Source organism: Clostridium simiarum, from assembly GCF_018919175.1.
GTDB classification, from domain to species: domain Bacteria; phylum Bacillota; class Clostridia; order Clostridiales; family Clostridiaceae; genus Clostridium_L; species Clostridium_L simiarum.
Genome location: NZ_JAHLQL010000001.1, coordinates 724665 through 749198, shown reverse-complemented (window position 1 = coordinate 749198; position 24534 = coordinate 724665). Strand labels below are relative to the sequence as shown.

The following is a 24534-nucleotide window of genomic DNA, read 5'->3' as shown; positions in this document are numbered from 1 at the left end:
GAGGTTATTATATTATGGGAGTTTGCAAATATAAGAGAGTTATCCTTAAGCTATCAGGTGAAGCCTTATCAGGAGCTAATGGTTTTGGTATAGATTTTAATGTAGCTACAAGAATTGCAACTGAAATTAAAGAGCTAGTGGATATGGGAGTTGAAGTTGGGGCTGTTGTTGGAGGCGGAAACATATGGAGAGGTAGAAGTGGTGAAGGGATGGATAGAACCACAGCGGACTATATGGGAATGCTAGCAACTTGCATAAATGCCTTAGCACTTCAAGATTCTCTTGAAAGCATCGGGGTAAAAACAAGAGTGCAAACCGCAATTGAGATGAAAGAAATTGCAGAACCTTTTATAAGAAGAAGGGCAATGAGACATCTTGAAAAAGGAAGAGTAGTGATATTTGCTGCAGGAACTGGAAATCCATATTTTTCAACAGATACAACTGCTGCATTAAGAGCGGCAGAAATAGAAGCAGATGTAATATTATTAGCTAAAAAAGTCGATGGAGTTTATGATAAAGATCCTCATAAATATCCAGATGCTAAAAAGTTTGATAGTTTATCTTATATAGAAGTTTTAGAAAAAGGGTTACAAGTAATGGACTCTACGGCTACATCTTTATGCATGGACAATAATATACCTATATTAGTATTTGGATTGGATGATCCAGGAAATATAAGAAAAGCTATAATGGGAGAAGAAATGGGTACTTTAGTATCATCAAAATAATATAGGAGGGTTATTATGATAAAGGATATTACAAGTAAAGCTGAAGAAAAAATGAAAAAGACTATGTCAGTGTTAAAAAATGATTTAGCTACAATGAAGGCAGGAAGAGCTAATCCCACAATGCTTGATAGAATTGAGGTAGAGTATTATGGAAGTATGACGGCTATAAATCAAGTAGCTAACATATCTGCTCCAGAACCAAGATTGTTGCTTATTCAGCCATGGGAAAAGAGTACGTTAAAAGATATTGAAAAGGCAATTTTAAAATCAGATTTAGGTATAAATCCTTCAAATGATGGAGCTGTTATAAGACTTATGGTACCTGAATTAACTGAAGAAACAAGAAAAAACTTAGTTAAAAATGTAAAGAAAACAGGGGAAGATGCTAAGGTAGCTATAAGGTCTATAAGAAGAGAAGCTAACGATAAAATAAAGAATTTGAAAAAAGACGGTAACGTTTCAGAAGATGAAGTTAAAAAAGGTGAAGAGGATATACAAAAGGTAACTGATAACTATATAAAACAAGTAGATATAATGATAAATGACAAAGAAACAGAGATAATGTCAATATAGTTAGCTATGCCTTTAAATTATTTTTAAGATATAAAACCTGCTTTTGCAGGTTTTATTTACTAATTTATTTTAGTATTGGAGGCATTGCAGTTGTTTAATATATTTAAGAAGAAACTAGTAAACAATGAAGAACATATAGAATTAGATATGAATAATATTCCAAAACATATTGCGATAATAATGGATGGTAATGGTAGATGGGCAAAAAAGAAGAACTTGCCTAGAACAATGGGACACAAAGCTGGGGTAGAAGCTATAAGAAGTATTGTAAAAGAATGTAATAGGATAGGTGTGAAGTATTTAACATTATATGCTTTTTCTACAGAAAATTGGAAGAGGCCTAAAGAAGAAATAGATACTTTAATGAAACTTTTAATTCAATATTTAAAAAATGAATTTAATGAACTTCATGAAAATGGTGTAGTTATAAATCATATTGGAGATATAAAAAAACTACCAGTACCTTGTCAAGAGGAGCTGAAAAGTGCTTATGAAAGAACTAAGAATAATCAGGGAGTAGTTATGAATCTTGCTCTAAATTATGGGGGAAGAGATGAGATAATGGATGCCATTAATAAGTTAATTAAGGATATTAAAAGCAATAAAACCTCAACAAATACCATTGATGAAAAACTTTTTGAGAGTTATCTTTATACAAAAGGAATGCCTGACCCAGATCTAATAATTAGGCCAAGTGGAGAACAGAGGATAAGTAACTTTTTATTGTGGCAATGTGCTTATTCAGAGTTTTGGTATTCAGATATATATTGGCCAGATTTTAATGTCTATCATCTTCATAAAGCCATAATTGATTATCAAAAAAGAGATAGAAGATTTGGTGGTATAAAATAGAGAATGTAGGTGATTATTTGAAACCCAACAGTAGATACTTAGGGGCGTTAATATTATCTCCCCTTGTTATATTCTTATTTATAGGGGGTATTTATCTAAAATTTATTTCTTTAGCTTTATCTTTAATGGGTATGTACGAAATATATAAGGCTGCTAAAGAAATTAATTTAAAACCTATACCATTAATTGGTTATTTAGCTTGTTTGACATATTACATTTTTAATTCAAATATGAGCATATCATTACTTATTGTTATAGCTTTAACATTTATTCTTCTAATAATACCTGTAATAAATACAGAATACAATTTTATAGACATATCAGTAACTATATTAGGATTTATTTATTCTGGTGTATTTTTTAGCTTTATTTCTCTGGTAAATGAAATGCCTTATGGTAAATATTTAGTGTGGATAATATTTTTATCTTCTTGGACTTGTGATACAACAGCTTATTATGCAGGAAGATTCTTTGGAAAAAGAAAATTATGTCCAAAAGTAAGTCCTAAGAAAACCATTGAAGGATCTATAGGTGGACTTGTAGGAAGCATGATTGCTTGTGGAGTATACGGATTTTTTATAAGTAAAAATGTTCCTATTGCTATTCATCACTATATAATACTAGGATTACTGTGTGGAATATTTGGTCAGTTTGGAGATTTAGCTGCATCTTCCATTAAAAGATATGTAGGCATAAAAGATTATAGTAATTTGATACCAGGACATGGTGGAATATTAGATAGATTTGACAGTGTAGTATTTTCATCGGTGGTAGTATTTTATTATTTTCATTTTTTGTTATAATTTTAGTTGATAATTTATAAAGAAATAGCTTGTTTTTATGAAGAGACATATAAAAATATATGTCTCTTTTTTTCAATTAGTGAATATTCAAATTGCTTTAGCAGAATAAATTGAACAATTAGACTACTTATAATATACTAAAAGGAGAGAAAATTACAAAATTTGATACTGTAGATTTGCATTAATAAAAATATTAATCAAATCTTAGTATTAATAAGTATTTATATCATGTCTATGGACTATAATATTTTGTGTGCTTTGTAAAAGTAACATGCAACTAAAATCATAGATTTTGGTTCTCTAATTTCTTATAAATGGTATGCGAGACACGCGGCACTTTGGACAAGTTCTTCTAAGATTAAGATGGAGGAAGGTATTTCTTTTAAATAAACTTCATTTTAATCTTAGAATCACTTAATAAATTAATGATGAGGGGAGTAGTATATGATAAGAACTTTAAATGAATTAGTTCATATTACTAAAGATAGAAAGGTTAAAACTCTTTCTGTGGCTGTTGCTCAGGATAAAGAAGTGTTAGCGGCAGTATCTGAAGCAGTTAAACTGGGAATTATAAATGCCATATTAGTAGGCGATAAAGAAAAGATAGAGAGTATTTCTACAGAAAATAATATATCTATAGAAAATATTCATATAATTAATGAAAAGGATAACAAGGAGGCTGCAAAAAGAGCAGTTGAGGAAGTAGCAACTGGAAGAGCCCATTTTATAATGAAGGGTATGCTTAGTACATCGGATTTATTAAAGGAAGTATTAAATAAAGATGCAGGACTTAGGGGAAAAGGTTTACTATCTCATGTAATGTTATATGAAGTTCCCAATTACCATAAGTTAATATTTTTAACAGATGGAGGTATGATACCTTATCCTGATATAAATGAAAAAGTTGGAATATTAAATAATGCAGTAAAAGTAGCAACTAGTCTTAATATTAGAAATCCTAAGGTAGCACCTATATGTGCGGTAGAGGTAGTAAATACATCTATGCAAGCTACAGTAGATGCATCTATGTTAGCTCAGATGAATAAAAGGGGACAGATAAAGGGATGTATAGTAGATGGTCCTTTGGCTTTAGATAATGCTATATCAATGGAGGCAGCTGAGCATAAAGGGATTAAAAGTGAAGTAGCAGGTGATGTAGATATATTGCTTGTACCAAACATAGAGTCAGGAAATTTCCTTGGTAAGTCACTTACTTATTTTGCTGGAGCTGAAAGTGCAGGGATCATTGTAGGAGCAAAATGTCCTATAGTATTAGTATCAAGAGCAGATTCTGCAAAATCAAAATTATATTCTATAGCATTAGGATCACTAATAGATTAATTTTAGGGGGAGATCTTTATGAAAGTTATAATGTCTGGAAATGAAGCCATGGCAAGAGGAGCTTATGAGGCAGGATGTAAAGTTGCTTCTGCTTATCCTGGAACTCCAAGTACAGAAATATTAGAAAACTTTGTTACTTATGAAGGAGTTTATGCTGAATGGGCACCCAATGAAAAGGTGGGGTTTGAAGTTGCGTCTGGAGCATCCATAGGAGGAGCTAGAAGTTTAAGTACTATGAAGCACGTAGGGTTAAATGTGGCAGCAGACCCTCTTTTTACTATGGCTTATGAAGGGGTTAATGGAGGCTTTGTAGTGGTTACAGCAGACGACCCGGGGATGCATTCTTCTCAAAATGAGCAAGACAATAGGTTATATGCTCCTCATGCAAAGGTAGCATTAATAGAGCCTTCTGACTCTCAAGAATGTAAGGATTTTATGAAAGAAGCTTTTAAGATTAGTGAGGAATTTGATACTTTGGTATTATTTAGAAGTACTACTAGAGTGTCTCATTCCAAAGGCATTGTGGAGTTAGGGGAAAAAGTAGAGGTAGATATAAAACCCTATGAGAAAAATGTATCTAAGTATATTATGATACCAGCAAATGCTAGAAAAAAGCACTATGAAGTAGAAGAAAGGTTAGAAAAATTAAAAGAGTTTTCTAATAAAACTTATTTGAATAGGATAGAGCTAAAGGATACCTCTGTAGGTATAGTTACTAGTGGAATAAGTTATCAATATGCAAAAGAAGTTTTTGGTGATAATGCTTCTTATCTTAAGATTGGTATGAGTTATCCTCTTCCTGATAAACTGATAAAAGAGTTTGCTGAAGAGGTAGATAAGTTATATGTAATAGAAGAAAATGAGCCTTACTTAGAAAATGCAATAAAAATAATGGGTATAGACTGTATTGGGAAAGAAGTTATACCTATATGCGGGGAATTAAATCCTGAAATTATAAGAAAGGCTATTTTGGAAAAGGAAATTAACTCCGTTTATGGCTCTGATATAGTTCCACCATCAAGACCACCAGTACTATGCCCAGGTTGTCCACATAGGGGCATATTCTATGCAGTTTCAAAATATAAAGATATAATTTCTACAGGGGATATAGGATGTTACACTCTTGGAATGATGCCACCTCTTAGTGTTACCGATACGGTTATCTGTATGGGTGCTTCTATATCTGGTGGATTGGGAATGCAAAAAGCTAGAGAATTGTCTGGTAGTAAATCTAAAGTATTTGCTTTTATAGGGGACTCTACATTTTTCCATTCAGGTATAACAGGACTTATAGACTCTGTTTATAATGGAATACCAATAGTTACATGTATATTAGATAACAGAATAACTGGTATGACAGGTCATCAAGAAAACCCTGGTACAGGTAAGACCTTACAGGGAAAAGAAGCTCCAATGGTAGATATAGAAAGTCTAGTATTATCATTAGGTATAAAAGAAGAGAACTTAAAGGTAGTAGATCCTTATGATTTAAAAGCTACAGAAACAGCAGTAAAGGATGCTTACAATAGTGAAGAACCTTTTGTAATAATAACAAAGAGACCTTGTGCATTGATAAAGGATGTAATTAAATATAGAGCAAATATGAAGTGCAAAATAGATCCAGATAAATGTAAAAGATGTAAAGCTTGTTTAAGGATAGGCTGTCCAGCTCTAAATTATAAAGATGGAGTAGTAAGTATAGATAAAAATATGTGTAATGGATGTGAAGTCTGTAAACAAGTTTGTAAGTTTGGAGCTATTGAAAAGGTGGGTGAATAAAATGAGTAATATAAAAAATATTTTATTTGTAGGCGTAGGTGGACAAGGAACCATATTGGCATCTAAAGTATTGACTGAAGGCCTTTTGAATTCAGGGTATGATGTGAAAATGTCAGAGGTACATGGAATGGCTCAAAGAGGGGGAAGTGTAACAACTCAGGTAAGGTATGGAGAAAAAGTATACTCTCCTATAATAGAAAAGGGAACAGCTGATGTAATTGTAGCCTTTGAAAAAAGCGAAGCTGCTAGATGGTTACCTTATCTAAAAGAAGATGGGGCATTAATAGTAAATGATTATGAAATACATCCAGTTACGGTACTTATAGGCAGTGAAAAATATCCTGAAAATGTCACTGGAAAGTTAAAGGATTTAGTTAAAAATTCTATTATAATTAATGCGGCAGCTATAGCAGAAGAATTAGGTAATATAAAAGCTCAAAATGTGCTTTTATTAGGAGCTCTAATAAAGGCTCTTTCAATAGAAGGTATTAATTGGGATAAGATTTTAGAAGATAATGTACCAAGTAAAGCCTTAGAGTTGAACAAAAAGGCTTTAAAAATGGGAATGGAATTCTAAAGTAAATAAAAAATGGAGAGTGCACACTCTCCATTTTTTATTTAACAACTTTTATATATTCTACTTTAGGATCCTCTGTACCTTGAACATAGAGACCAGCATCTTTTAGTTCTTGAACATACTGAATTATGTTCTTAGTAATTTTCTCACCAGGACATAAAACAGGAATACCTGGAGGATATGCTAGTAAGAATTCACCGCTTATCAAACCTACACTATCTATTAAAGGAACAGATTCCTTTGTACCATTAAAAGCTTCCCTAGGTATTAAAACCCTTTCTGGAATAGGTGGTATATCAATAAAGTCAGGTTTTTTAGTATTTTTAGATGCATACTCTTCACTTATTTCTTTTAATGCCTCTACAAGCTTATCTATACTTTCCTTGGTGTCTCCAAAAGAACCAACAGCTAATACATTATAAAGATCTGAAAGTTCCATTTGGATATGATATTTAGTAGATAAAATCATATCCAAATCATATCCAGTAATACCTAAGTCTCTACAAGTAATTGTAATTTTAGTAGGATCTAAGGCAAAAACCCCAGGATTGCCTAAGATTTCATTACCAAAGCAATAGAATCCAGGTATTTTATTTATTTCTTCTCTAGCATAATTAGAAAGAGCTATGGATCCTTCAAGTAGTTCTTTTCCATGTAAAGCTATTTGGCGTCTAGCACAATCTAAAGAGGCCATCAGTATATATGAAGGTGACGTTGTTTGAAGTAGATTTAAAATCTGTTGAACCCTTGTAGGATCTACATACTTTGAGTTTACATGTAATAGTGAACATTGAGTTAGTGCTCCTATTATCTTATGAGTACTTTGTGAGCAAATGTCTGCACCTGCTTCTATAGCTGACATAGGTAATTTATCATTAAAACTTAGATGAGGACCATGAGCTTCATCTACAATTAAAGGTATATCATAACTATGCACAATATCTGCTATCTTTTTAATATCCGTTGACACACCATAATAGGTTGGATTTATTATTAAAACTGCCTTTGCTTCAGGATGCTCTCTTAAGGTAGCCTCTACAGTTTCAGGAGTGACACCTTGAGCAATCCCTACATCTTTGTCTAATTCAGGTTGCATATATACTGGAACAGCACCGCTTAAAATAATGCCGGCGGTAACAGATTTATGTACATTTCTAGGAACCACTATTGTATCACCAGCATTTACTACAGACATAATCATGGCTTGAATTGCTCCAGAAGTACCATGAATTGAGAAAAATGCAGCCTCTGATCCATAGGCATCGGAAGCTAACTCCTGAGCCTTTTTTATAGGACCAGTAGGATGATGCAGGCTGTCTACGAGTTTAAAAACAGTTACATCAATCTTAAAAGGATTTTCTCCAATAAAACTTTTAAATTCCTCATCCATACCAATTCCTTTTTTATGGCCGGGTACATGAAAAGGTATTGTTTCTCTATTAACATATTCCAATAAGGCATCAAATAGAGGGGTTTCATTTTGATCTAATTTATACACCTTGCTATGGCACCTTCTTTCATATCATACTGGGCGAACCCTTGAAAATAGTGAATTTTATAATCTCATAAAAAACAATATTATTATAAGTTATATAAACTTTAAATGCAATATAAAATGGTAATAAAAAAAATATAGTGTATATTATTTCGCTAACCAGTCAATAATACAAAAAAGGAGGGATATATATGGAAATTTTAAAGATAAATAAAAGAGGGAATAATAGAGAAAATAAGGGAAATAAACTAAGAAGATCTGGAAGAGTACCAGGTATAATATATGGAAAAAATAAGTACTCATTTATGTTCGAAGTAGGGGAATTGGAACTTGAAAGAAATATTTCAAAATATGGCTCTCATGGCATAGTAAATATAGATTTTGAAGGAGAAGAACAAAAAGCTATTATAAAAGAAGTTCAAAAGGATCCAATTACTCACAAAATATTACATATAGACCTGGAAGCCATTAATAAGGATAAGTATGTTCAAACAGAAGTGCCTATAGCTTTTAGAAATGAAGAGGAAATTTTAAGAAGAGGGGGAGTTGTTCAAAAGGAGAGAGATAGGATAAAAGTTAAATGTAAACCAGAGCACATACCTCACTGTATTGAAATTGATTTAAAGGCTGATGAAATAGGAACTGTACTTAGGATGGAAGATGTTGAGTTTGCAGAGGAGATAATTAATTTAGAGGATATTAACACAGTCATAGCCTCTATAAGTTATGTTTCAAGGTTAGATGAAGTAGATGAAGATTCCCTAGAAGAAAAGTAGTTATTACCTGTATATGTGCTATAATACTATAACATATACAGGTAATTTTTATTGTGCAATTATATACTTATGGTAATTTTTTTAGTATAATGGTTTTGTCAACAATTTACTGGGGGGATATTAATTATGTACCATTATGAAAAATATAAACAATGGTTAAATTCAACAGAGGTTGATAGGGAAACTAAAAATGAATTGCTTACCATTAAAGATAATGATAAAGAGATTGAAGATAGATTCTATAAGGATTTAGAGTTTGGAACTGGTGGCTTAAGAGGAATAATTGGTGCAGGTACAAATAGAATGAATATATATACGGTAGGAAAGGCTACTGAAGGCTTAGCAGAGTATTTAAAAGATATACAAAGTGATTCTTCTGTAGCTATTGCTTATGATTCAAGAAATATGTCTAAGAAATTTGCAGAGGAAGCTGCACTTACATTATGTGCTAATGGTATTAAGACTTATATATTTGAAAGCTTAAGACCTACACCCATGCTCTCTTATGCAGTTAGACAATTAAAATGTAATGCAGGCATAGTAATAACTGCTTCACATAACCCTAAACAATACAATGGGTATAAAGTTTATGGTGAAGATGGAGGGCAAGTTACAGATGCTAAGGCAAAATCTATATTAAAATATATAAATAATATTGACACTTTTGAGATGATAAGGACTATAAATAAAGACCTAGCTATAAAAGAAGGGTTGTTAATTTATATTGGAGAAGATATAGATAGTAGCTATATGGAAAAGGTTAAGGAATTATCTTTAAGAAAGAATCTTGTAAAAGAAAATGCAGAAAGGCTTAAAATAATATATACACCTATTCATGGTTCAGGAAATATTCCTGTAAGAAGATTATTAGGTGAGTTAGGATATTCTAATCTTCATGTGGTTAAGGAACAAGAACTGCCAAATGGGGATTTTCCAACGGTTGCCTATCCAAATCCAGAGGATCCTAAAGTATTTGAATTAGCTTTAGAAATGGCTAAAGATATAAATCCTGATATAATAATTGGAACAGATCCTGATTGCGATAGGATAGGAGTAGTAGTAAGAGATAAAAAAGGACAGTATAGAGTATTAACTGGAAATGAAGTAGGCATGCTTCTTTCTCATTACATAATGAGTTCATTAAAAGAGGAGAATATAATGCCTAAAAATCCAATTATAATAAAAACCATTGTGTCTACAGACTCTGTAAGAAGCATTGCTAAAGAATATGATGTGGAAGTAATGGATGTATTAACAGGCTTTAAATATATTGGAGAAAAGATAAAAGAATTTGAAGAAGATAGCTCTAAAGATTTTATATTTGGCTTTGAAGAAAGTTACGGATATCTAAGTGGAAACTTTGTAAGGGATAAAGATGCAGTTATTACTTCAATGCTAATAGCGGAAATGACATTATATTATAAAGAAAAAGAAAGGTCATTGTATGATGCATTAATAGACATATATGATGAATATGGATATTATAAAGAGAAGCTTATATCCATTGAGTTAAAGGGCAAAGAAGGTCAGGAAAAAATTGAAAAGTGTATAGAATACTTAAGACACTCTATGAAACCTACTATAAATGGAGTAAATATTATAAAAAAATTGGACTATAAAACTAGTGTAGAAAAGGACATTATAAAAGTTGAAGAAAATATTATAAAGCTGCCTAAGTCTAATGTGCTAAAATTTTTATTAGAGGATAAATCTTGGTTTGTAGTAAGGCCTTCAGGCACTGAACCTAAAATGAAAGTATATCTTTCAATTTCTTCTAATAATTTAAATAATGCAGAAGAAAAAATCACTGAGTTTGAAAATAGTGTTATGGATATAATAAACTGTGCTTTTGAGGAGTAAAATATCATCCAAAGTCGTATTAATGTTTGTTAAATATGATTTTGGATGTAATATTTGATAGAAGGAGTGATTTTTTGAGTATTCAATCTAAATTTAAACAAAAGCTTCAAAAATTAGTTTTTATCCAAGTAAAAAAGGAAGCTTTAGAAGAACTTTTTAAAACAAAATTAATATATAAAGAAGATATATTTATACCCCTAGAGGCATCTTATATTACTGAAGAAATAATAAAAACTTATGAATTTGATAGTATACCACTACATAAAATAATCAAGTCAATGTTTTTAGTTCTAGGCTTAGATGAAGATTTTAAATATAATAATATATATAAAACTTTGATAATAAGAAATAATAATGCTATAAATTACATAAAAAGTGAAATAGCAAGCTATGTTAAAAATGAAGATTATGAAGAGGCTTATGTTTTATTAAAAGGATTAATAGCAGTAGAAGAAGAGGAAGAAAATATTGAAAAGGCCATATGTATTGCAGAAGTACTAAGAGTTAAGCAAAGAGATTTTGCTGTGGAAGAATTAAAACTTATTGAGTATTTAAAAAGTATAAATGACTATGGTTTTCCTTATTTTTATGAAGCCTTAATATATAAAGATGAAGAAAAGTACGAAATGGCACTATTATCTATTGAGGAATGTATTAAAAAAGAAGGTAGTAATAAAAAAGAAGCTGTAGAATTAAAAAAGATTATTAAAGATGCTTTAGATTATGAAGAAGGTAAAAGCTTAGTTTATGATAATCCTAGTAAAGCTTTAGAGTATTTATTACCAATGATAGATACTTATGAAGATAATGCCATGCTTTTTTATCATATAGCTGTAGCATATAGACTTATCGGTAGTTATGAAAAAGCCATTTATTATTTAAATCAAAGTAGGAATATAGATGATAATATACTAGAAGTGGTTAATGAAATGGGCTTGAACCACGCACATATAGAAGATTATAAAAATGCTATATCATATTTTAAAAAAGGCTTTGAAGTGTCACAAGGTATTGAATTCTGTACCAACTTAATAATGTGTTATTTAAAAATTGGAGATAAAAAGGAAGCAAATAATTATTTTAAAAAAGCTAAGGAAATTGACCCTAAGGATGAAGTATTAATTGAAATAGAAAAATCTATGAAATAGCAAAGTAGCATAATATTATTAATTAATATAAATAATAGTAGTAAGTAAGTTAATTTATAGCCTTAAGGAAGGAGCGGTAAAATAATGAAAGTAAAGAAAGCAATAATACCTGCGGCAGGATTAGGCACAAGGTTTTTACCTGCCACTAAGGCACAGCCAAAGGAAATGCTTCCTATCGTAGATAAACCAACAATTCAATATATAATTGAAGAAGCAGTGGCCTCAGGTATAGAAGAAATTTTAATAATTACAGGAAGAAATAAAAGAGCAATAGAAGATCATTTTGATAAATCTGTAGAGCTTGAGCAAGAGCTAGAGCATTCAGGAAAAGAAGAACTATTGAGCATGATAAAAGATATATCTAATATGGTAAACATTCATTACATAAGGCAGAAAGAGCCTAGAGGGCTAGGGCATGCTATAGGTTGTGCTAGGACTTTTGTGGGAAATGAGCCTTTTGCGGTAATGTTAGGAGATGATGTGGTAGAAAGTCATACTCCATGTTTAAAACAACTAGTAGATTGTTTTGATGAGTTCAAAACTACTATTCTGGGGGTACAGGAAGTACCTATGGAAGATGTAAGTAAATACGGAATTGTTAAAGGTATGCATATTGAAGATAGAGTATATAAAGTTAAGGATTTAGTAGAAAAGCCTAAGATGGAAGAAGCTCCATCTAATGTGGCTATACTAGGTAGATACATAATTACTCCTCAAATATTTGATATAATAGATGAAACAAAACCAGGAAAAAATGGTGAAATACAGCTGACAGATGCTTTAAGACAGCTTGTTTCAAATGAACCCATGTATGCATATAATTTCCAAGGAAGAAGATACGATGTAGGTGATAAGCAAGGTTTCTTAGAGGCAAGTATAGAGTTTGCACTAAGAAGAGAAGATTTAAAAGAAAACTTCATGAAATACTTACTAGGTATAAAACATAATGAAGAATTTAAGGAACTTTATGAAAAGATAAAAAATAGTAGTAACTAAGGGGGAGAAAAATTTGAAAGTTTTAGTTACAGGTGGAGCGGGTTTTATCGGTTCGCACTTAGTAGACAGATTAATTGAATTAGAACATCAGGTTGTTATAGTTGATGATTTAAGCCATGGAAAGAGAGAATATATAAATCCTAAGGCAAGGTTTTACAATGTAGATATTAGAAGTAAAGACTTAGAAAAGATTTTTTCAGAGGAGAAACCTGAAGTGGTTTTTCATGAAGCAGCACAAATTAGTGTTCCTAAATCTTTGGATAATCCTATCATGGATGCAGAGATAAATATAATAGGCACAATAAATCTTTTAGAATGTTCTAAAAAACACAATGTAAGAAAGATCATATATCCTGCTTCTGCTGCTATTTTTGGAGAGCCAGAATATCTTCCTATAGATGAAAAACATCCATTAAACATGATAAGCGGATATGGGATAACAAAGCATACAGTTGAACATTATCTTCAAGTTTATAGTGTTTTGTATGGTATAGAATATACAGTATTAAGATATGCAAATGTATATGGGCCAAGGCAAGACTCTACAGGCGAAGGTGGAGTGGTGTCTATATTCTGTGAAAGAATGTTAGAAGGACAAAAAATATATATTTTTGGAGATGGAGAGCAAACTAGAGATTTTGTATATGTAAAGGATGTAGTTGATGCAAATATTTTGGCTATGAACAACCTTAAAAATGATATATTTAATGTGTGCACAAATAGTAAAATCTCAGTAAATAATCTATTTGATTTGATAAGCTCAATAATAGATGATTCCTTAAAACCTATATATGGAGAAGAAAGGCATGGAGATATTAGGCATAGTTATATGACCTTTGAAAAAATAAGGAATAAAGGTAATTGGGAACCGAAATATTCTTTAGAAGAAGGAATAAAAGAAACTATTAATTTTTATAAAGGATTATAAATCACTAAAATCATAGTTCAAGTTAATACTATTATGTAGATTTAGTATAATAGCATTAAATATAAAGATAAAGAACTCTAGAATTTAATTTTAGTATTGTAAGTTAGCTTATAATCTAATGTATTAAAGAAATACTTTTGCTTAACTTAAGCTTGTACAGAACTTTTATGAATTAAGAGTTCTTTATTTTTTCAAGGGTTTTTACTAAGGTTCTCCTATTAATGCATAATTAAATTGACTTAACATATTTTAGAGTGTAAAATTATTTAAGAAAACAAGCTTAAATGAGGTGCAATATGAAAAGTAATAAATTTGCTACAGAAATATTTAAATTAGGCACTTATCTAATTGATTCTTTATTAGTAATTTTGTCAGTATATATAGCTTTTATTATAAAATTTGAATTCCAACCACCGATGTTCAATTTAGAACCGTTTATAGATATAATACCTTTTATAGTTATAGCTTATTTGGTGTTTATGTATGTGTTTGGTTTAAGCGATATATTAAAAAAAGGTATAGGGGAGATTATATACTCTATAACCTTAACCGTAATTTCACTTTTTATAACCACTGCTTTTATAACATTTTTTGCTAGAGGATTTTCATTTCCAAGAAGCGTTCTTGTGATTAGTCCTTTTATTCAATTTGTTTTATTATGTTTTTGGAGAAGCTTGGTGTGGAAGGTAAAAAGAATACAACATGGAGTAAAAGATTCACTAATAATTGGAGATGAAAGTGTAGATAATGTTACAAAAAAAATACTATTAAAGCAAAGAGAGCTATATAATGTAAAATATATATGTAGCAGCAAGTCAAAGAATATTGAAGAATATTTGGACAATGTGGAGGTTGTATTTATTTGCAACGATGTAGATTATAATGTAAAAAGAAATATAGTGGATAGATGTTTGGCAGATAGAAAAAGTATATATATAATACCAGATATATATGAAATTGCTATATTAAACTCTAAATTAAATAGGGCGGATGATATTCCTATGTTTAAAGTTCAAAAGTTAGGATTAACCTTTGAACAAAGGCTATTCAAAAGAATACTAGATATTATAATATCTCTTATAGGAATAATAATCACTAGTCCAATTATGTTAATAGCTGCAATATGTATAAAGATAACAGATAAAGGCAATATATTCTATAAACAAGAAAGAGTAACCATAGGAGAAAAGAACTTTGATGTATTAAAATTTAGGACTATGGTAATGAATGCTGAAAAACTTACAGGACCTGTTTTAGCAGGAGAAGATGATCCAAGAATAACAAAAATAGGTAAGATAATGAGAGCTACTAGAATAGATGAATTACCACAATTTTTTAATATATTAAAAGGCGACATGAGTGTAGTAGGGCCTAGACCAGAAAGACCGTTCTTTGTAGAAAAATTTAAAGAAGAGATTCCAGATTTTAAATATAGAACTCTTGTAAAGGCTGGTTTAACTGGATTAGCGCAGGTTTTAGGAAAATATACTACAACACCAGAAGATAAGGTAAGATATGATATAATATATATCAAGAATTATTCATTTTGGCTAGATTTAAAGCTTATACTTCAGACTATTAAAATAATGTTTATGAAAGAAAGTTCAGAAGGTGTAAAAGTTGAACAATCTTTAATAGACATAGTTGAAAAAGAAAATCCGGAAATAGTTATAGATAAAGATTAAAAGATATTAGGCCTTAACCTAATATCTTTTATAACATGTTAAATAAAATAGTTTAAGAGGTAATTAAAATGAGAAAGTTAGCATATGTGATTACTCAGTCTGAAATGGGAGGAGCTCAAAAGAATATACTTTTATTATGTGAAGGATTAAAATCTTACTACGATATCACTGTATATTCCGCAAGTGGAGGAAAGATGATAGATTCCTTAAAGAGCATAGGAGTTAAACACAAGGTTGTTCCTCATATGGTAAGAGAGATAAGCCCAGCACAGGATTACAAAGCTTATAGATACCTTGTGGAAGAGTTTAAAAAAGAAGGCTTTCATATAGTTCATTGTCATAGCTCTAAGGCGGGGGTTATAGGAAGGGAAGCAGCAAGGAGTGCTATGGTACCTAATATTGTTTATACAGCTCATGGATTCGTTTTTAATGAGCCGATGAATAATATTAAAAAGTTCATATATAAAAAAGCAGAAGAGAGAGAAGCAAGATTTAGTGATAATATAATATGTGTAGATCCTAAAGATGTGCTTATAGCAAAAGAATTAGGTATAGTGCCTAAGAGAAAACTAACTTATATCCCTAATGGCATAGATTTTAATAATACACCTAAAAAGCATAAGATATCAAGAGATGAGATATTTAGATTTGGCCTTGTAGCTAACTTTTATGAGACTAAGGGTCATAGATATCTAATAGGGGCCTTTAAAGAATTGTTAAAGAGTTATCCTAATTGTGAACTTATTTTAATTGGAGATGGTATATTAAAAGATGAGATGACTTCTTTAGCTGAAGGAGAGCAAAGGATAAAGTTTTTGGGATTTAAGGAAAATGCAGAAGATCTTATGAATACATTTCATTGCTTTAGTTTATCTTCTGTAAAAGAAGGGTTTCCCTTTGTAATTTTAGAGGCTATAAAGCAAAGGATACCAATAATATCTACGGATGTAGGTGCTATAAAAGATATATTAAAAGAGGATAAATATGGGTTAATTATTGAAAAAGCTTCTATTTCACAGATGAAAAATGCTATGGAATATGTTATAAATAATTATGAAGAAGCAGTAGAAAAAGCAGAAAATGCCTATAAATATTGTAAAGAAATCTATTCCTTAGAAAGAATGATAGAGCTTACAAAAGAAATATATGAAAATACCCTATAAAAATACATTCAACCTTTTTTAAAATTTAAGTTTGGAGGTAAAACATGCAATTATCTTATAAAGTTAAAAAAATAATATTTTTTATGCTAAATATTTATATAGCGACACTTTTACTTTTACCGGTGGATTTTAGTATTTACAAAAATATAAGTCCCTCTGATGTAGTATTATTTTTCTTTTTCTTAGTATATATAATTTCTGTATTTAGATGTGGAGATGTAAAGAAGTATATAACTATTAATAGTAAAAAGATATTTAGAAATAATTTTGTTAAAGTCATGCTATTATTATTTGTTTTTATGATTACGTCTACCCTGTATGCACCTTATAAAGCAGTTTCTGTAGGAGAGGCCATAAGACTTCTTACTTATGTATTTTTAGGTTTAATAGTTTATTTAGAACTAAATAATAAGAGTTTTTTTAGAATGTTTATTACAAGTTATTTTGTATATACAGGAATTTTATGTCTTGTTGGTATATTTCAGTTTTTTACAGGGAAAGGAATATCTACTACAGTAGTAATAATGGATGAAGTTAATAGAGTTCAAGCAACTCTTGGTAACCCTAATGGATTTGGAGCTTTTTTGGTTCTAAGCTTTTTTCCAGCCTTAATGATATTTATTATTGAAAAAAATAGGACGTTAAAAGCTTTTTATGGAATTAATTTAGCTTTAATATTTACAAATATAATTTTGAGTTTTTCAAGAAATTCTTGGTTAGCATTGAGTATAGGAATAGTATGCCTAGCTTTACTTTATAGCTACAAATTTTTATACATATTAGTTTTAGGCGGTGTTGGAGCATTAGCATTTCCTTCTTTTAGGGGAAGAATACTTCAATTTACAGATGTATCTCAAAATATGTCTAGGGTAAATATATGGAGAATAGGATTAAAAATGATTAGAGAGCATCCCTTTAAAGGAGTAGGAAATGGGAACTTTTCAGCACTTTATGATAGTTATGTTGAAAGATACCCTGAATTATGGATGGAATCTATAAGTGCATATCCAAGCCACAACTCATATATTAAAGTATTTAGTGAACTTGGTATTTTTGCATTTATAGTTTTTATATTAATAATTAGTAAGATGCTAAAAACAGTTAATTTTTTAAGAAAAAACTTAAAAGGTTATTATAAGAATTTTTACACAGGTTTTTTTGTATCTTTGATTGTTATGCTTACATTAAATCTATTTGATAATATATTCTTTGTACCACAGATAATGGTTCCATTTTGGATTTTTGTATTTATGGGAGAGTATATTAAAGAAAATATTATAATATTTAATAACTAGAAATTAAATGGATGTGAAGTCATGATTGATATTTTAGGATATCCAATTTATAACGGATATAAAGATGAACTAATAGAAAAAATAATAAATAAAGAGAAAAAGATACATGTAGTATCTGGCAATCCAGAGGTATTATATCAAGGGTTGTATGAAAAAGAGCTTTACAATAACTTTGTTTCAGAGGAGAGTTTAATAATACCTGATGGTGTTGGAGTGGTTTATTCAGCCAAGATCAAGGGACTTCAGGTAAAGGAAAAAATTGCAGGTGTTGAAGTTATGCAAGATATAATAAGTTATTGTGATAAGGCTAGCAAAACCATATACTTGCTAGGAGCGAAAAAACAGGTAGTGGAAAAATGCAAAAATACTATAGAAAAAACCTATAAAAATGTTAAAGTTGTAGGCTATAGAGATGGATATTTTGACTTAGAAAATTGTGATGATTTAATAGAAGATATAAATAAATGTAATCCGCATGCGTTATTTGTTGCAATGGGGTGTCCAAGGCAAGAAAGATTTATAATAAAGTATATGAACAAGCTTCCTTGTAAAATATATATGGGAGTGGGAGGAAGTTTTGATATAATCGCTGGAGAGGTAAAAAGGGCACCAAAATGGATGATTAAATTAGGTATAGAGTGGCTTTATAGGGTAGCTAAAGAGCCATGGAGAATAAAAAGACTAGGATCTATTCCTAAATTTATGTTTAAGGCTTTAGTATATAAGAATGTAGGGTGAATTTTATGAGATATGGCATGCAATATTTAAAGACGGAAAATGTACATTTGATTAAGGATATGGGTATGATTCCCTATAAACTTTTTAAAAGGCATGGTTTTCAGTCTTCTGTTATAACCTATGAAAATGGAGAATATCCTTACTTAAACAAAGAAGTAAGGGGTTTAAATATAAATTTTGCAAAAAAATTTTTTCATAGTTTTTCTTTAGATGGGGCTGTCTACTTAATTAAGCATGCTAAAGAGTATGATATAATACAAATATTTCATACAACATTATCTTCAGTTATATATGCTTACATATACAAAGCTTTTAATCCAAAGGGAAAGATATATCTAAAGCTTGATTGTAGTCATAAGTTAGTAGAAAGAATCCGGGGGTTAAATGCTTTAAGCTACAGATTTTTAAATAAATTTTTTAGTAAGATTGATTTAATAAGTGTAGAACAAGAGGAGTTATATCCTAAAATTAAAGAACTATTGCCTAGACAACAACATAAAATAATAAAAGTATCTAATGGAGTGGATTATGATTATATAGAAACTTTGAACTTAGAGTATGATTTTTCTAAAAAAGAAAATATTATTTTAAATGTGGCAAGGATAGGTGCTGAAGAAAAAAATACTTCTATGCTATTAGAGGCTTTTGCTAATATTAAAGATATAGAAAAGACAGATTGGAAATTAGTGCTGGTAGGGCCTGTGGAAAAAAACTTTGAAAGCTATATTAGTGATTATTTTGCTAAATATCCTAAAGTCATTAATAAAGTCATTATTAAAGGAAATATAGACGATAGAAGAGAACTTTATATGGAATATCAAAGGTCAAAAATATTTTCTTTAACATCCGACTTTGAAAGCTTTGGAATAGCTTTTATAGAAGCTGCCGCCTTTGGAGATGTGATTGTGGCAACGGATGTAGGTATAGCAAAAGAAATAGTTGGAGACAATAATGGAAGGCTTGTTCCTGTAGGTGACGTAAATACTTTAACAAAGGCATTAGAGGAAAGTATATATAATTTAGATTTAGAATATATAAGTAATAAAACCTACGAACTTACTAAAGAAAAATATGATTGGAACAAAATAATAGATTATCTTCATGAAGAATTAGTAAAGATATAAAAATGATTTGTTGAAAATATATGTGATATAATAAAAGGCTTTAAAATATTAAGAGAATTCGAATATTTTAAAGCCTTTATTTTTTTATAATCAATAGGGTACTATAAATTTCAGAAAAGGAAAATGTTAAAGATAATGTTTTATCATGATAAAACATTACATCGAAGAATAAATTCATAATATTCAAAACATAAAATATAGAAGGAAAATTAACAAATTTAAAGAATATTAAAGGTATATGATTTATTGGAGGGGTTTACTATGAATATTGTTGAAATTGATGGAAACAATCTTGATTTAGAAAAAATTATAATGGTGGCAAGAAAAGGCTCAAAGGTAAAAATAAGCGAAGATGCCATAAAAAGTATTAGAACATCTAGAAAGATAATTGAAGATATAGTTAAAGATAACAAAGTAGTATATGGTGTAACTACTGGCTTTGGGAAATTTTCGGATGTAAGTATATCCAATGAGGATTGCAAGACTCTACAAAAGAACCTAATACTTTCCCACGCTTGTGGTACAGGTAATAATTTATCTAAAGAAGTGGTTAGAGCTATAATGCTTCTTAGAGCAAATGCTTTATGCAAAGGTTATTCAGGCATAAGTGAGGAGACTTTGAATACGTTAGTAAATATGCTAAATAAAGGAGTAATCCCTGTTATACCAGAAAAGGGATCCCTTGGAGCATCAGGAGATTTAGCACCTTTATCACATATGGTATTACCTATGTTAGGAGAGGGAGAGGCAGAATTTAACGGAGAGATACTACTAGGTAAAGAAGCTATGGAAAGGGCAGGAGTATCTGTAATAGACTTAACATATAAAGAGGGATTAGCTTTGATAAATGGTACTCAGGTAATGACTGCTGTTGGAGCAATAGCTTTGTATGACGCCATAGAAATATGTAAAATATCAGATATAGCAGCAGCTTTATCCCTTGAAGCATTAAGAGGAATAAAAGACGCTTATGATTTAAGAATACATAACATTAGACCACATAAGGGGCAAATAAATACTGCAGATAATATTTTAAAATTAGTAAAAGGTAGTTCATATATTACTTCTCAAGGAGAGCTTAGAGTACAAGATGCTTATACATTAAGATGTGTACCGCAAGTGCACGGAGCTAGTAAAGATGCTATAAATTATGTGAAAGAAAGAGTTCTTATAGAAATAAATTCAGTTACAGATAATCCTATTGTTACTAAAGAGGGAGATGTAATTTCAGGAGGGAATTTCCATGGACAGCCTATGGCCTTATCCTTTGATTTTCTTGGTATAGCTGTAGCAGAACTAGGTAACATATCAGAAAGAAGACTTGAAAGACTCATTAATTATCAATTAAATGATTTACCACCTTTTTTGGTTAAAAATGGAGGACTTAACTCTGGATTTATGATAACTCAATATGCAGCTGCATCACTAGTTTCAGAAAATAAAATATTAGCTCATCCTGCTTCAGTAGATTCTATACCATCTTCTGCTAATCAAGAGGATCACGTAAGCATGGGAACCATTGCTGCAAGAAAGAGCAGAGATATTTTAGAAAATGTAAGAAGGGTATTGGCTACAGAAATAATGGCTGCATGCCAGGCAATTGATTTTAGGGATGGATTTATCTTAGGGGAAGGTACAAAACAAGCTTATGATGTAGTTAGAGAAAATGTGAAATTTATGGAAGAAGATAAAGTCATGTATAAAGAATTAGATAAATGTACTAAACTTTTAGAGCATGGCCATATGGTTGAAGCTGTAGAAAAAAAGATTCAATTAGATATTTAACCTTAAAATAAGGTACTAATATATTAATACTGACTAAAAAGCATATACTTTATTAGATATAAATGGTAAAATTGACTTTGATTATTATTAAATATGGAGGGGGAAAATCATGTTAAAAGAATTAACTGTAGAAAACTTTGCAAAGGAGCTAGCTTCAAAATCACCAGCACCTGGAGGGGGAAGTGCGGCAGCTTTATCTGCAACTTTAGCTGCGGCTTTAAGCAGCATGGTTTTTAATTTAACTATAGGGAAAAAATCTTATGAAGCCTTAGAGGAGGAAGAAAAGAAAAACATAATAAAGGCTTTAGAAAAGACAGAAAGTATGAGGGAAGAATATATAGATCTTATGGAAGAAGACACTAAAGTATTTTTAAAGGTTATGGAAGCTTTTAAAATGCCTAAGGAGACAGAAGAAGAGAAAAAAATTAGAAAAGAAAAGATAGATGAAGCTTACAAATTAGCTTTAGAGGTACCTAATAAATTATCTAAGAATTGCTTTGAGTTATATAAATATATTGAAGTTGCTACTAATTATGGTAATATTAATGCTATATCCGATGCAGGAGTATCTGCTTTGCTTATTCAATCTGCCTTAGAAGGTGCTATATTAAATGTAAAAATTAATTTATCAAGTGTAGAAGATGATTCATTAAAAGAAGAACTTTCAACTCAATGTGAGAATTTAGTGAGGAATGGAAGAAAGAAAAGAGATGAATTATTGAGAATAGTAGAAAAGAAAATAGGGTTTTAATTTATAATATTAATCTATATTTTGGGGGAATAATATGGATAGCAAAAAAGTAAAAAAGGCAGTTAGCTTAGAAGGTTTTATTTCTATAGCTTTATTCTTGTTATTTTTCATATTAATGGGAAGAACTATGGGAACAGACAATATGTTTAATACTATAATGAGAACAGCCCATGACTTATTATTAAACACAGTTTTTTTTATAATGGCCATAGCGGTGGTGGCAGGAGCCTTAGCAGGACTTTTATCTGAATTTGGGGTAATTGCTATAATTAATAAAGTGCTGTCTCCACTTATGAAACCATTATATGATCTTCCAGGAGCATCTGCCTTAGGCATGGTAACCACTTATTTATCTGATAATCCTGCAATTATAACATTAGCAGAAGATAAGGGATTTAAAAGATATTTTAGAAAGTATCAAATACCAGCCTTAACTAACTTAGGTACTGCCTTTGGAATGGGACTTATAGTAACTACATTTATGATGGGACAAAAATCTCCTATAGGAGAGAATTTTGTTGCAGCAGCCCTTATTGGAAATTTAGGAGCAGTTATAGGTAGTATTATTAGTGTAAGAATAATGCTTTACTTTACAAAAAAATATTATGGTAAAGATCAGTGGGCATCAGATGAAATGAGTGAAAATGTGGATATACTAAATTATAGAGAGATTAGAGAAGGAAATATTGGATCTAGGATTCTAGCTTCAATGCTTGAGGGGGGAAAAACAGGGGTAGATATGGGGCTTTCTATTATACCTGGAGTGCTTATGATATGCACATTAGTATTAATGCTAACTAACGGACCAAGTGCTACTGGTGCATATACAGGAGCAGCTTTTGAAGGGGTGCCTGTACTACCGTGGATAGGTGGTAAGTTGTCCTTTATTATAGAACCTCTATTAGGTTTTAAAAGTGCAGAAGCAATAGCTTTCCCAATTACATCTTTGGGAGCTGTAGGAGCAGCTATTAGCTTAGTGCCAAACTTTCTACAAAGAGGACTTATTGGAGGAAATGAAATAGCTGTATTTACAGCCATGGGAATGTGCTGGAGTGGTTATTTAAGTACTCATGTTGCTATGATGGATGCACTAAAGAGTAGAGAATTAACAGGAAAAGCTATTTTAAGCCATACTATTGGTGGCTTAGCAGCAGGTATAGCTTCACACTTAATTTATGTACTGATATTTTAGTTTGTTCAAATAAAAGTTTTAATGTAACCATAATAATAAAGAGTACTAAAGCTTATTAGTTCTAGTACTCTTTATTGATTTATTGCTGACTTGGCAGTTCATCTAAAGACTTTATAGAATATCCTTGAGATTTCCAAGTAGTGATTAATTCATCTAATATCTCAGTGTTAGTTTTTGAAACTGCATGAAGAAGCACTATGGCGCCGTTATGGCTTCTTTTTAATACGGTGTCCAAAGCTTTTTCTTTAGAAGGTTGACTTTTAGGATCCCAATCTTTATAAGCAAAACTCCAAAATATAGTTTTATAACCTAGTTCTTTTGTGTAATGTAAAGATAATTCACTATATTTCCCCATAGGGGGTCTAAAATATTTAGCCATCTTTTTACCACCAGTAGCATTTTCGTAACAGGCTTCTAAATCTAATAATTCCTTACTAAATTTATCCTTGTCCTTTATAGATGCCATAGAGGGGTGATTGCAACTATGATTGCAAACTAAGTGACCTTCATCTACCATTCTTTTTATTATATTTGGATTAGAGGTTATATAAGGTTTAACTACAAAAAATGCTGCTTTTACATCATGTTTTTTTAGTACATCTAATATTTGGTTTGTATATCCATTTTCATAACCTTCATCAAAAGTTAGATAAAGTACTTTCTCCTTAGTATCACCTACATAATAACTATCATATTTTTTTATTAATTCAGCTCCTTCTTTTGCAGGTTCTGGTGTTAAGCCATCATTTCGTGGGTTAAAATACCAGTTTAACTCTTTAGTATCTAAATTTTTCGAATTGCTCTCAGTAGCCATGATAGATGTAGGTATAGATTTTTCCTTAAAACCCTTTTCAATAGTGCAATTCTTTGATAAACTGTTTACAAAAAAGGTGGAGATTAATAAAAATTTAGCTAAGGTATTGAATTTCATATTATCACCTCAAT

The 24534-nt window shown here is 30.5% G+C and carries 22 protein-coding genes; 20 read left to right on the top strand and 2 right to left on the bottom strand.

Features of this window, described 5'->3' with window-relative positions; all coding sequences use genetic code 11:
- Positions 1-14: 14 nt before the first annotated feature.
- From pyrH to KQI89_RS03500, 7 genes are all read left to right on the top strand, one after another.
- Positions 15-728 (top strand): UMP kinase, encoded by a 714-nt coding sequence (pyrH, locus tag KQI89_RS03530; RefSeq protein ID WP_032121745.1) that lies wholly within the window; start codon positions 15-17, stop codon positions 726-728.
- 15 nt (positions 729-743) lie between these two features.
- Positions 744-1301 (top strand): ribosome recycling factor, encoded by a 558-nt coding sequence (frr, locus tag KQI89_RS03525; protein ID WP_216455928.1) that lies wholly within the window; start codon positions 744-746, stop codon positions 1299-1301.
- 147 nt (positions 1302-1448) lie between these two features.
- Positions 1449-2153 carry an undecaprenyl pyrophosphate synthase gene (uppS, locus tag KQI89_RS03520; protein WP_243125459.1) on the top strand — a complete coding sequence of 235 codons (705 nt, stop codon included), beginning with the start codon at positions 1449-1451 and terminating at the stop codon, positions 2151-2153.
- A gap of 17 nt (positions 2154-2170) precedes the next feature.
- Positions 2171-2956 carry a phosphatidate cytidylyltransferase gene (locus KQI89_RS03515; protein ID WP_216455927.1) on the top strand — a complete coding sequence of 262 codons (786 nt, stop codon included), beginning with the start codon at positions 2171-2173 and terminating at the stop codon, positions 2954-2956.
- 444 nt (positions 2957-3400) lie between these two features.
- Positions 3401-4297 (top strand): phosphate butyryltransferase, encoded by an 897-nt coding sequence (locus KQI89_RS03510; RefSeq protein WP_216455925.1) that lies wholly within the window; start codon positions 3401-3403, stop codon positions 4295-4297.
- 18 nt (positions 4298-4315) lie between these two features.
- On the top strand, positions 4316-6076 hold the full coding sequence (gene iorA, locus KQI89_RS03505; RefSeq protein WP_216455924.1) for an indolepyruvate ferredoxin oxidoreductase subunit alpha: 1761 nt from the start codon (positions 4316-4318) through the stop codon (positions 6074-6076).
- 1 nt (position 6077) lies between these two features.
- The gene (locus KQI89_RS03500; protein ID WP_032121739.1) at positions 6078-6653 is read left to right on the top strand and encodes an indolepyruvate oxidoreductase subunit beta; all 576 of its coding nucleotides are present in this window, start codon (positions 6078-6080) and stop codon (positions 6651-6653) included.
- Positions 6654-6690: 37 nt separating this feature from the next.
- Here the strand turns inward: KQI89_RS03500 and KQI89_RS03495 are convergent, their stop codons facing one another.
- Positions 6691-8151 carry an aminotransferase class I/II-fold pyridoxal phosphate-dependent enzyme gene (locus tag KQI89_RS03495; RefSeq protein ID WP_216455923.1) on the bottom strand — a complete coding sequence of 487 codons (1461 nt, stop codon included), beginning with the start codon at positions 8149-8151 and terminating at the stop codon, positions 6691-6693.
- A gap of 188 nt (positions 8152-8339) precedes the next feature.
- Here KQI89_RS03495 and KQI89_RS03490 point away from each other — a divergent pair, with 188 nt between their 5' ends.
- The 13 genes from KQI89_RS03490 to KQI89_RS03430 all read left to right on the top strand — a co-directional run bounded on the left by KQI89_RS03490 (position 8340) and on the right by KQI89_RS03430 (position 23589).
- Positions 8340-8924, top strand: coding sequence for a 50S ribosomal protein L25 (locus tag KQI89_RS03490; protein ID WP_032121737.1), 585 nt, complete (start codon positions 8340-8342; stop codon positions 8922-8924).
- Between the two features lie 126 nt (positions 8925-9050).
- On the top strand, positions 9051-10784 hold the full coding sequence (locus tag KQI89_RS03485; RefSeq protein WP_216455922.1) for a phospho-sugar mutase: 1734 nt from the start codon (positions 9051-9053) through the stop codon (positions 10782-10784).
- Positions 10785-10858: 74 nt separating this feature from the next.
- Positions 10859-11932, top strand: coding sequence for a tetratricopeptide repeat protein (locus tag KQI89_RS03480; protein WP_216455921.1), 1074 nt, complete (start codon positions 10859-10861; stop codon positions 11930-11932).
- An 84-nt stretch (positions 11933-12016) separates the two neighbouring features.
- Entirely contained in the window at positions 12017-12928 is a 912-nt protein-coding gene (gene galU, locus KQI89_RS03475) for a UTP--glucose-1-phosphate uridylyltransferase GalU (protein WP_216455919.1), read from the top strand.
- 13 nt (positions 12929-12941) lie between these two features.
- Positions 12942-13856, top strand: coding sequence for an SDR family oxidoreductase (locus tag KQI89_RS03470; RefSeq protein ID WP_032121733.1), 915 nt, complete (start codon positions 12942-12944; stop codon positions 13854-13856).
- A gap of 296 nt (positions 13857-14152) precedes the next feature.
- On the top strand, positions 14153-15541 hold the full coding sequence (locus KQI89_RS03465) for a sugar transferase (RefSeq protein ID WP_032121732.1): 1389 nt from the start codon (positions 14153-14155) through the stop codon (positions 15539-15541).
- 68 nt (positions 15542-15609) lie between these two features.
- Positions 15610-16704: a glycosyltransferase family 4 protein gene (locus tag KQI89_RS03460; protein WP_032121731.1), complete on the top strand. Its 1095-nt coding sequence runs from the start codon at positions 15610-15612 to the stop codon at positions 16702-16704.
- Between the two features lie 44 nt (positions 16705-16748).
- On the top strand, positions 16749-17999 hold the full coding sequence (locus KQI89_RS03455; RefSeq protein WP_216455917.1) for an O-antigen ligase family protein: 1251 nt from the start codon (positions 16749-16751) through the stop codon (positions 17997-17999).
- A 21-nt stretch (positions 18000-18020) separates the two neighbouring features.
- Positions 18021-18737, top strand: coding sequence for a WecB/TagA/CpsF family glycosyltransferase (locus KQI89_RS03450; protein ID WP_216455916.1), 717 nt, complete (start codon positions 18021-18023; stop codon positions 18735-18737).
- A 5-nt stretch (positions 18738-18742) separates the two neighbouring features.
- Positions 18743-19861: a glycosyltransferase family 4 protein gene (locus tag KQI89_RS03445; protein ID WP_216455914.1), complete on the top strand. Its 1119-nt coding sequence runs from the start codon at positions 18743-18745 to the stop codon at positions 19859-19861.
- A 261-nt stretch (positions 19862-20122) separates the two neighbouring features.
- Positions 20123-21646, top strand: coding sequence for a histidine ammonia-lyase (hutH, locus tag KQI89_RS03440; RefSeq protein ID WP_216455912.1), 1524 nt, complete (start codon positions 20123-20125; stop codon positions 21644-21646).
- A gap of 109 nt (positions 21647-21755) precedes the next feature.
- On the top strand, positions 21756-22397 hold the full coding sequence (locus KQI89_RS03435; RefSeq protein ID WP_216455910.1) for a cyclodeaminase/cyclohydrolase family protein: 642 nt from the start codon (positions 21756-21758) through the stop codon (positions 22395-22397).
- Between the two features lie 34 nt (positions 22398-22431).
- On the top strand, positions 22432-23589 hold the full coding sequence (locus tag KQI89_RS03430) for a CD0519/CD1768 family membrane protein (RefSeq protein ID WP_216455909.1): 1158 nt from the start codon (positions 22432-22434) through the stop codon (positions 23587-23589).
- 79 nt (positions 23590-23668) lie between these two features.
- Here the strand turns inward: KQI89_RS03430 and pdaA are convergent, their stop codons facing one another.
- On the bottom strand, positions 23669-24520 hold the full coding sequence (pdaA, locus tag KQI89_RS03425; RefSeq protein ID WP_216455908.1) for a delta-lactam-biosynthetic de-N-acetylase: 852 nt from the start codon (positions 24518-24520) through the stop codon (positions 23669-23671).
- Between the last annotated feature and the right edge of the window lie 14 nt (positions 24521-24534).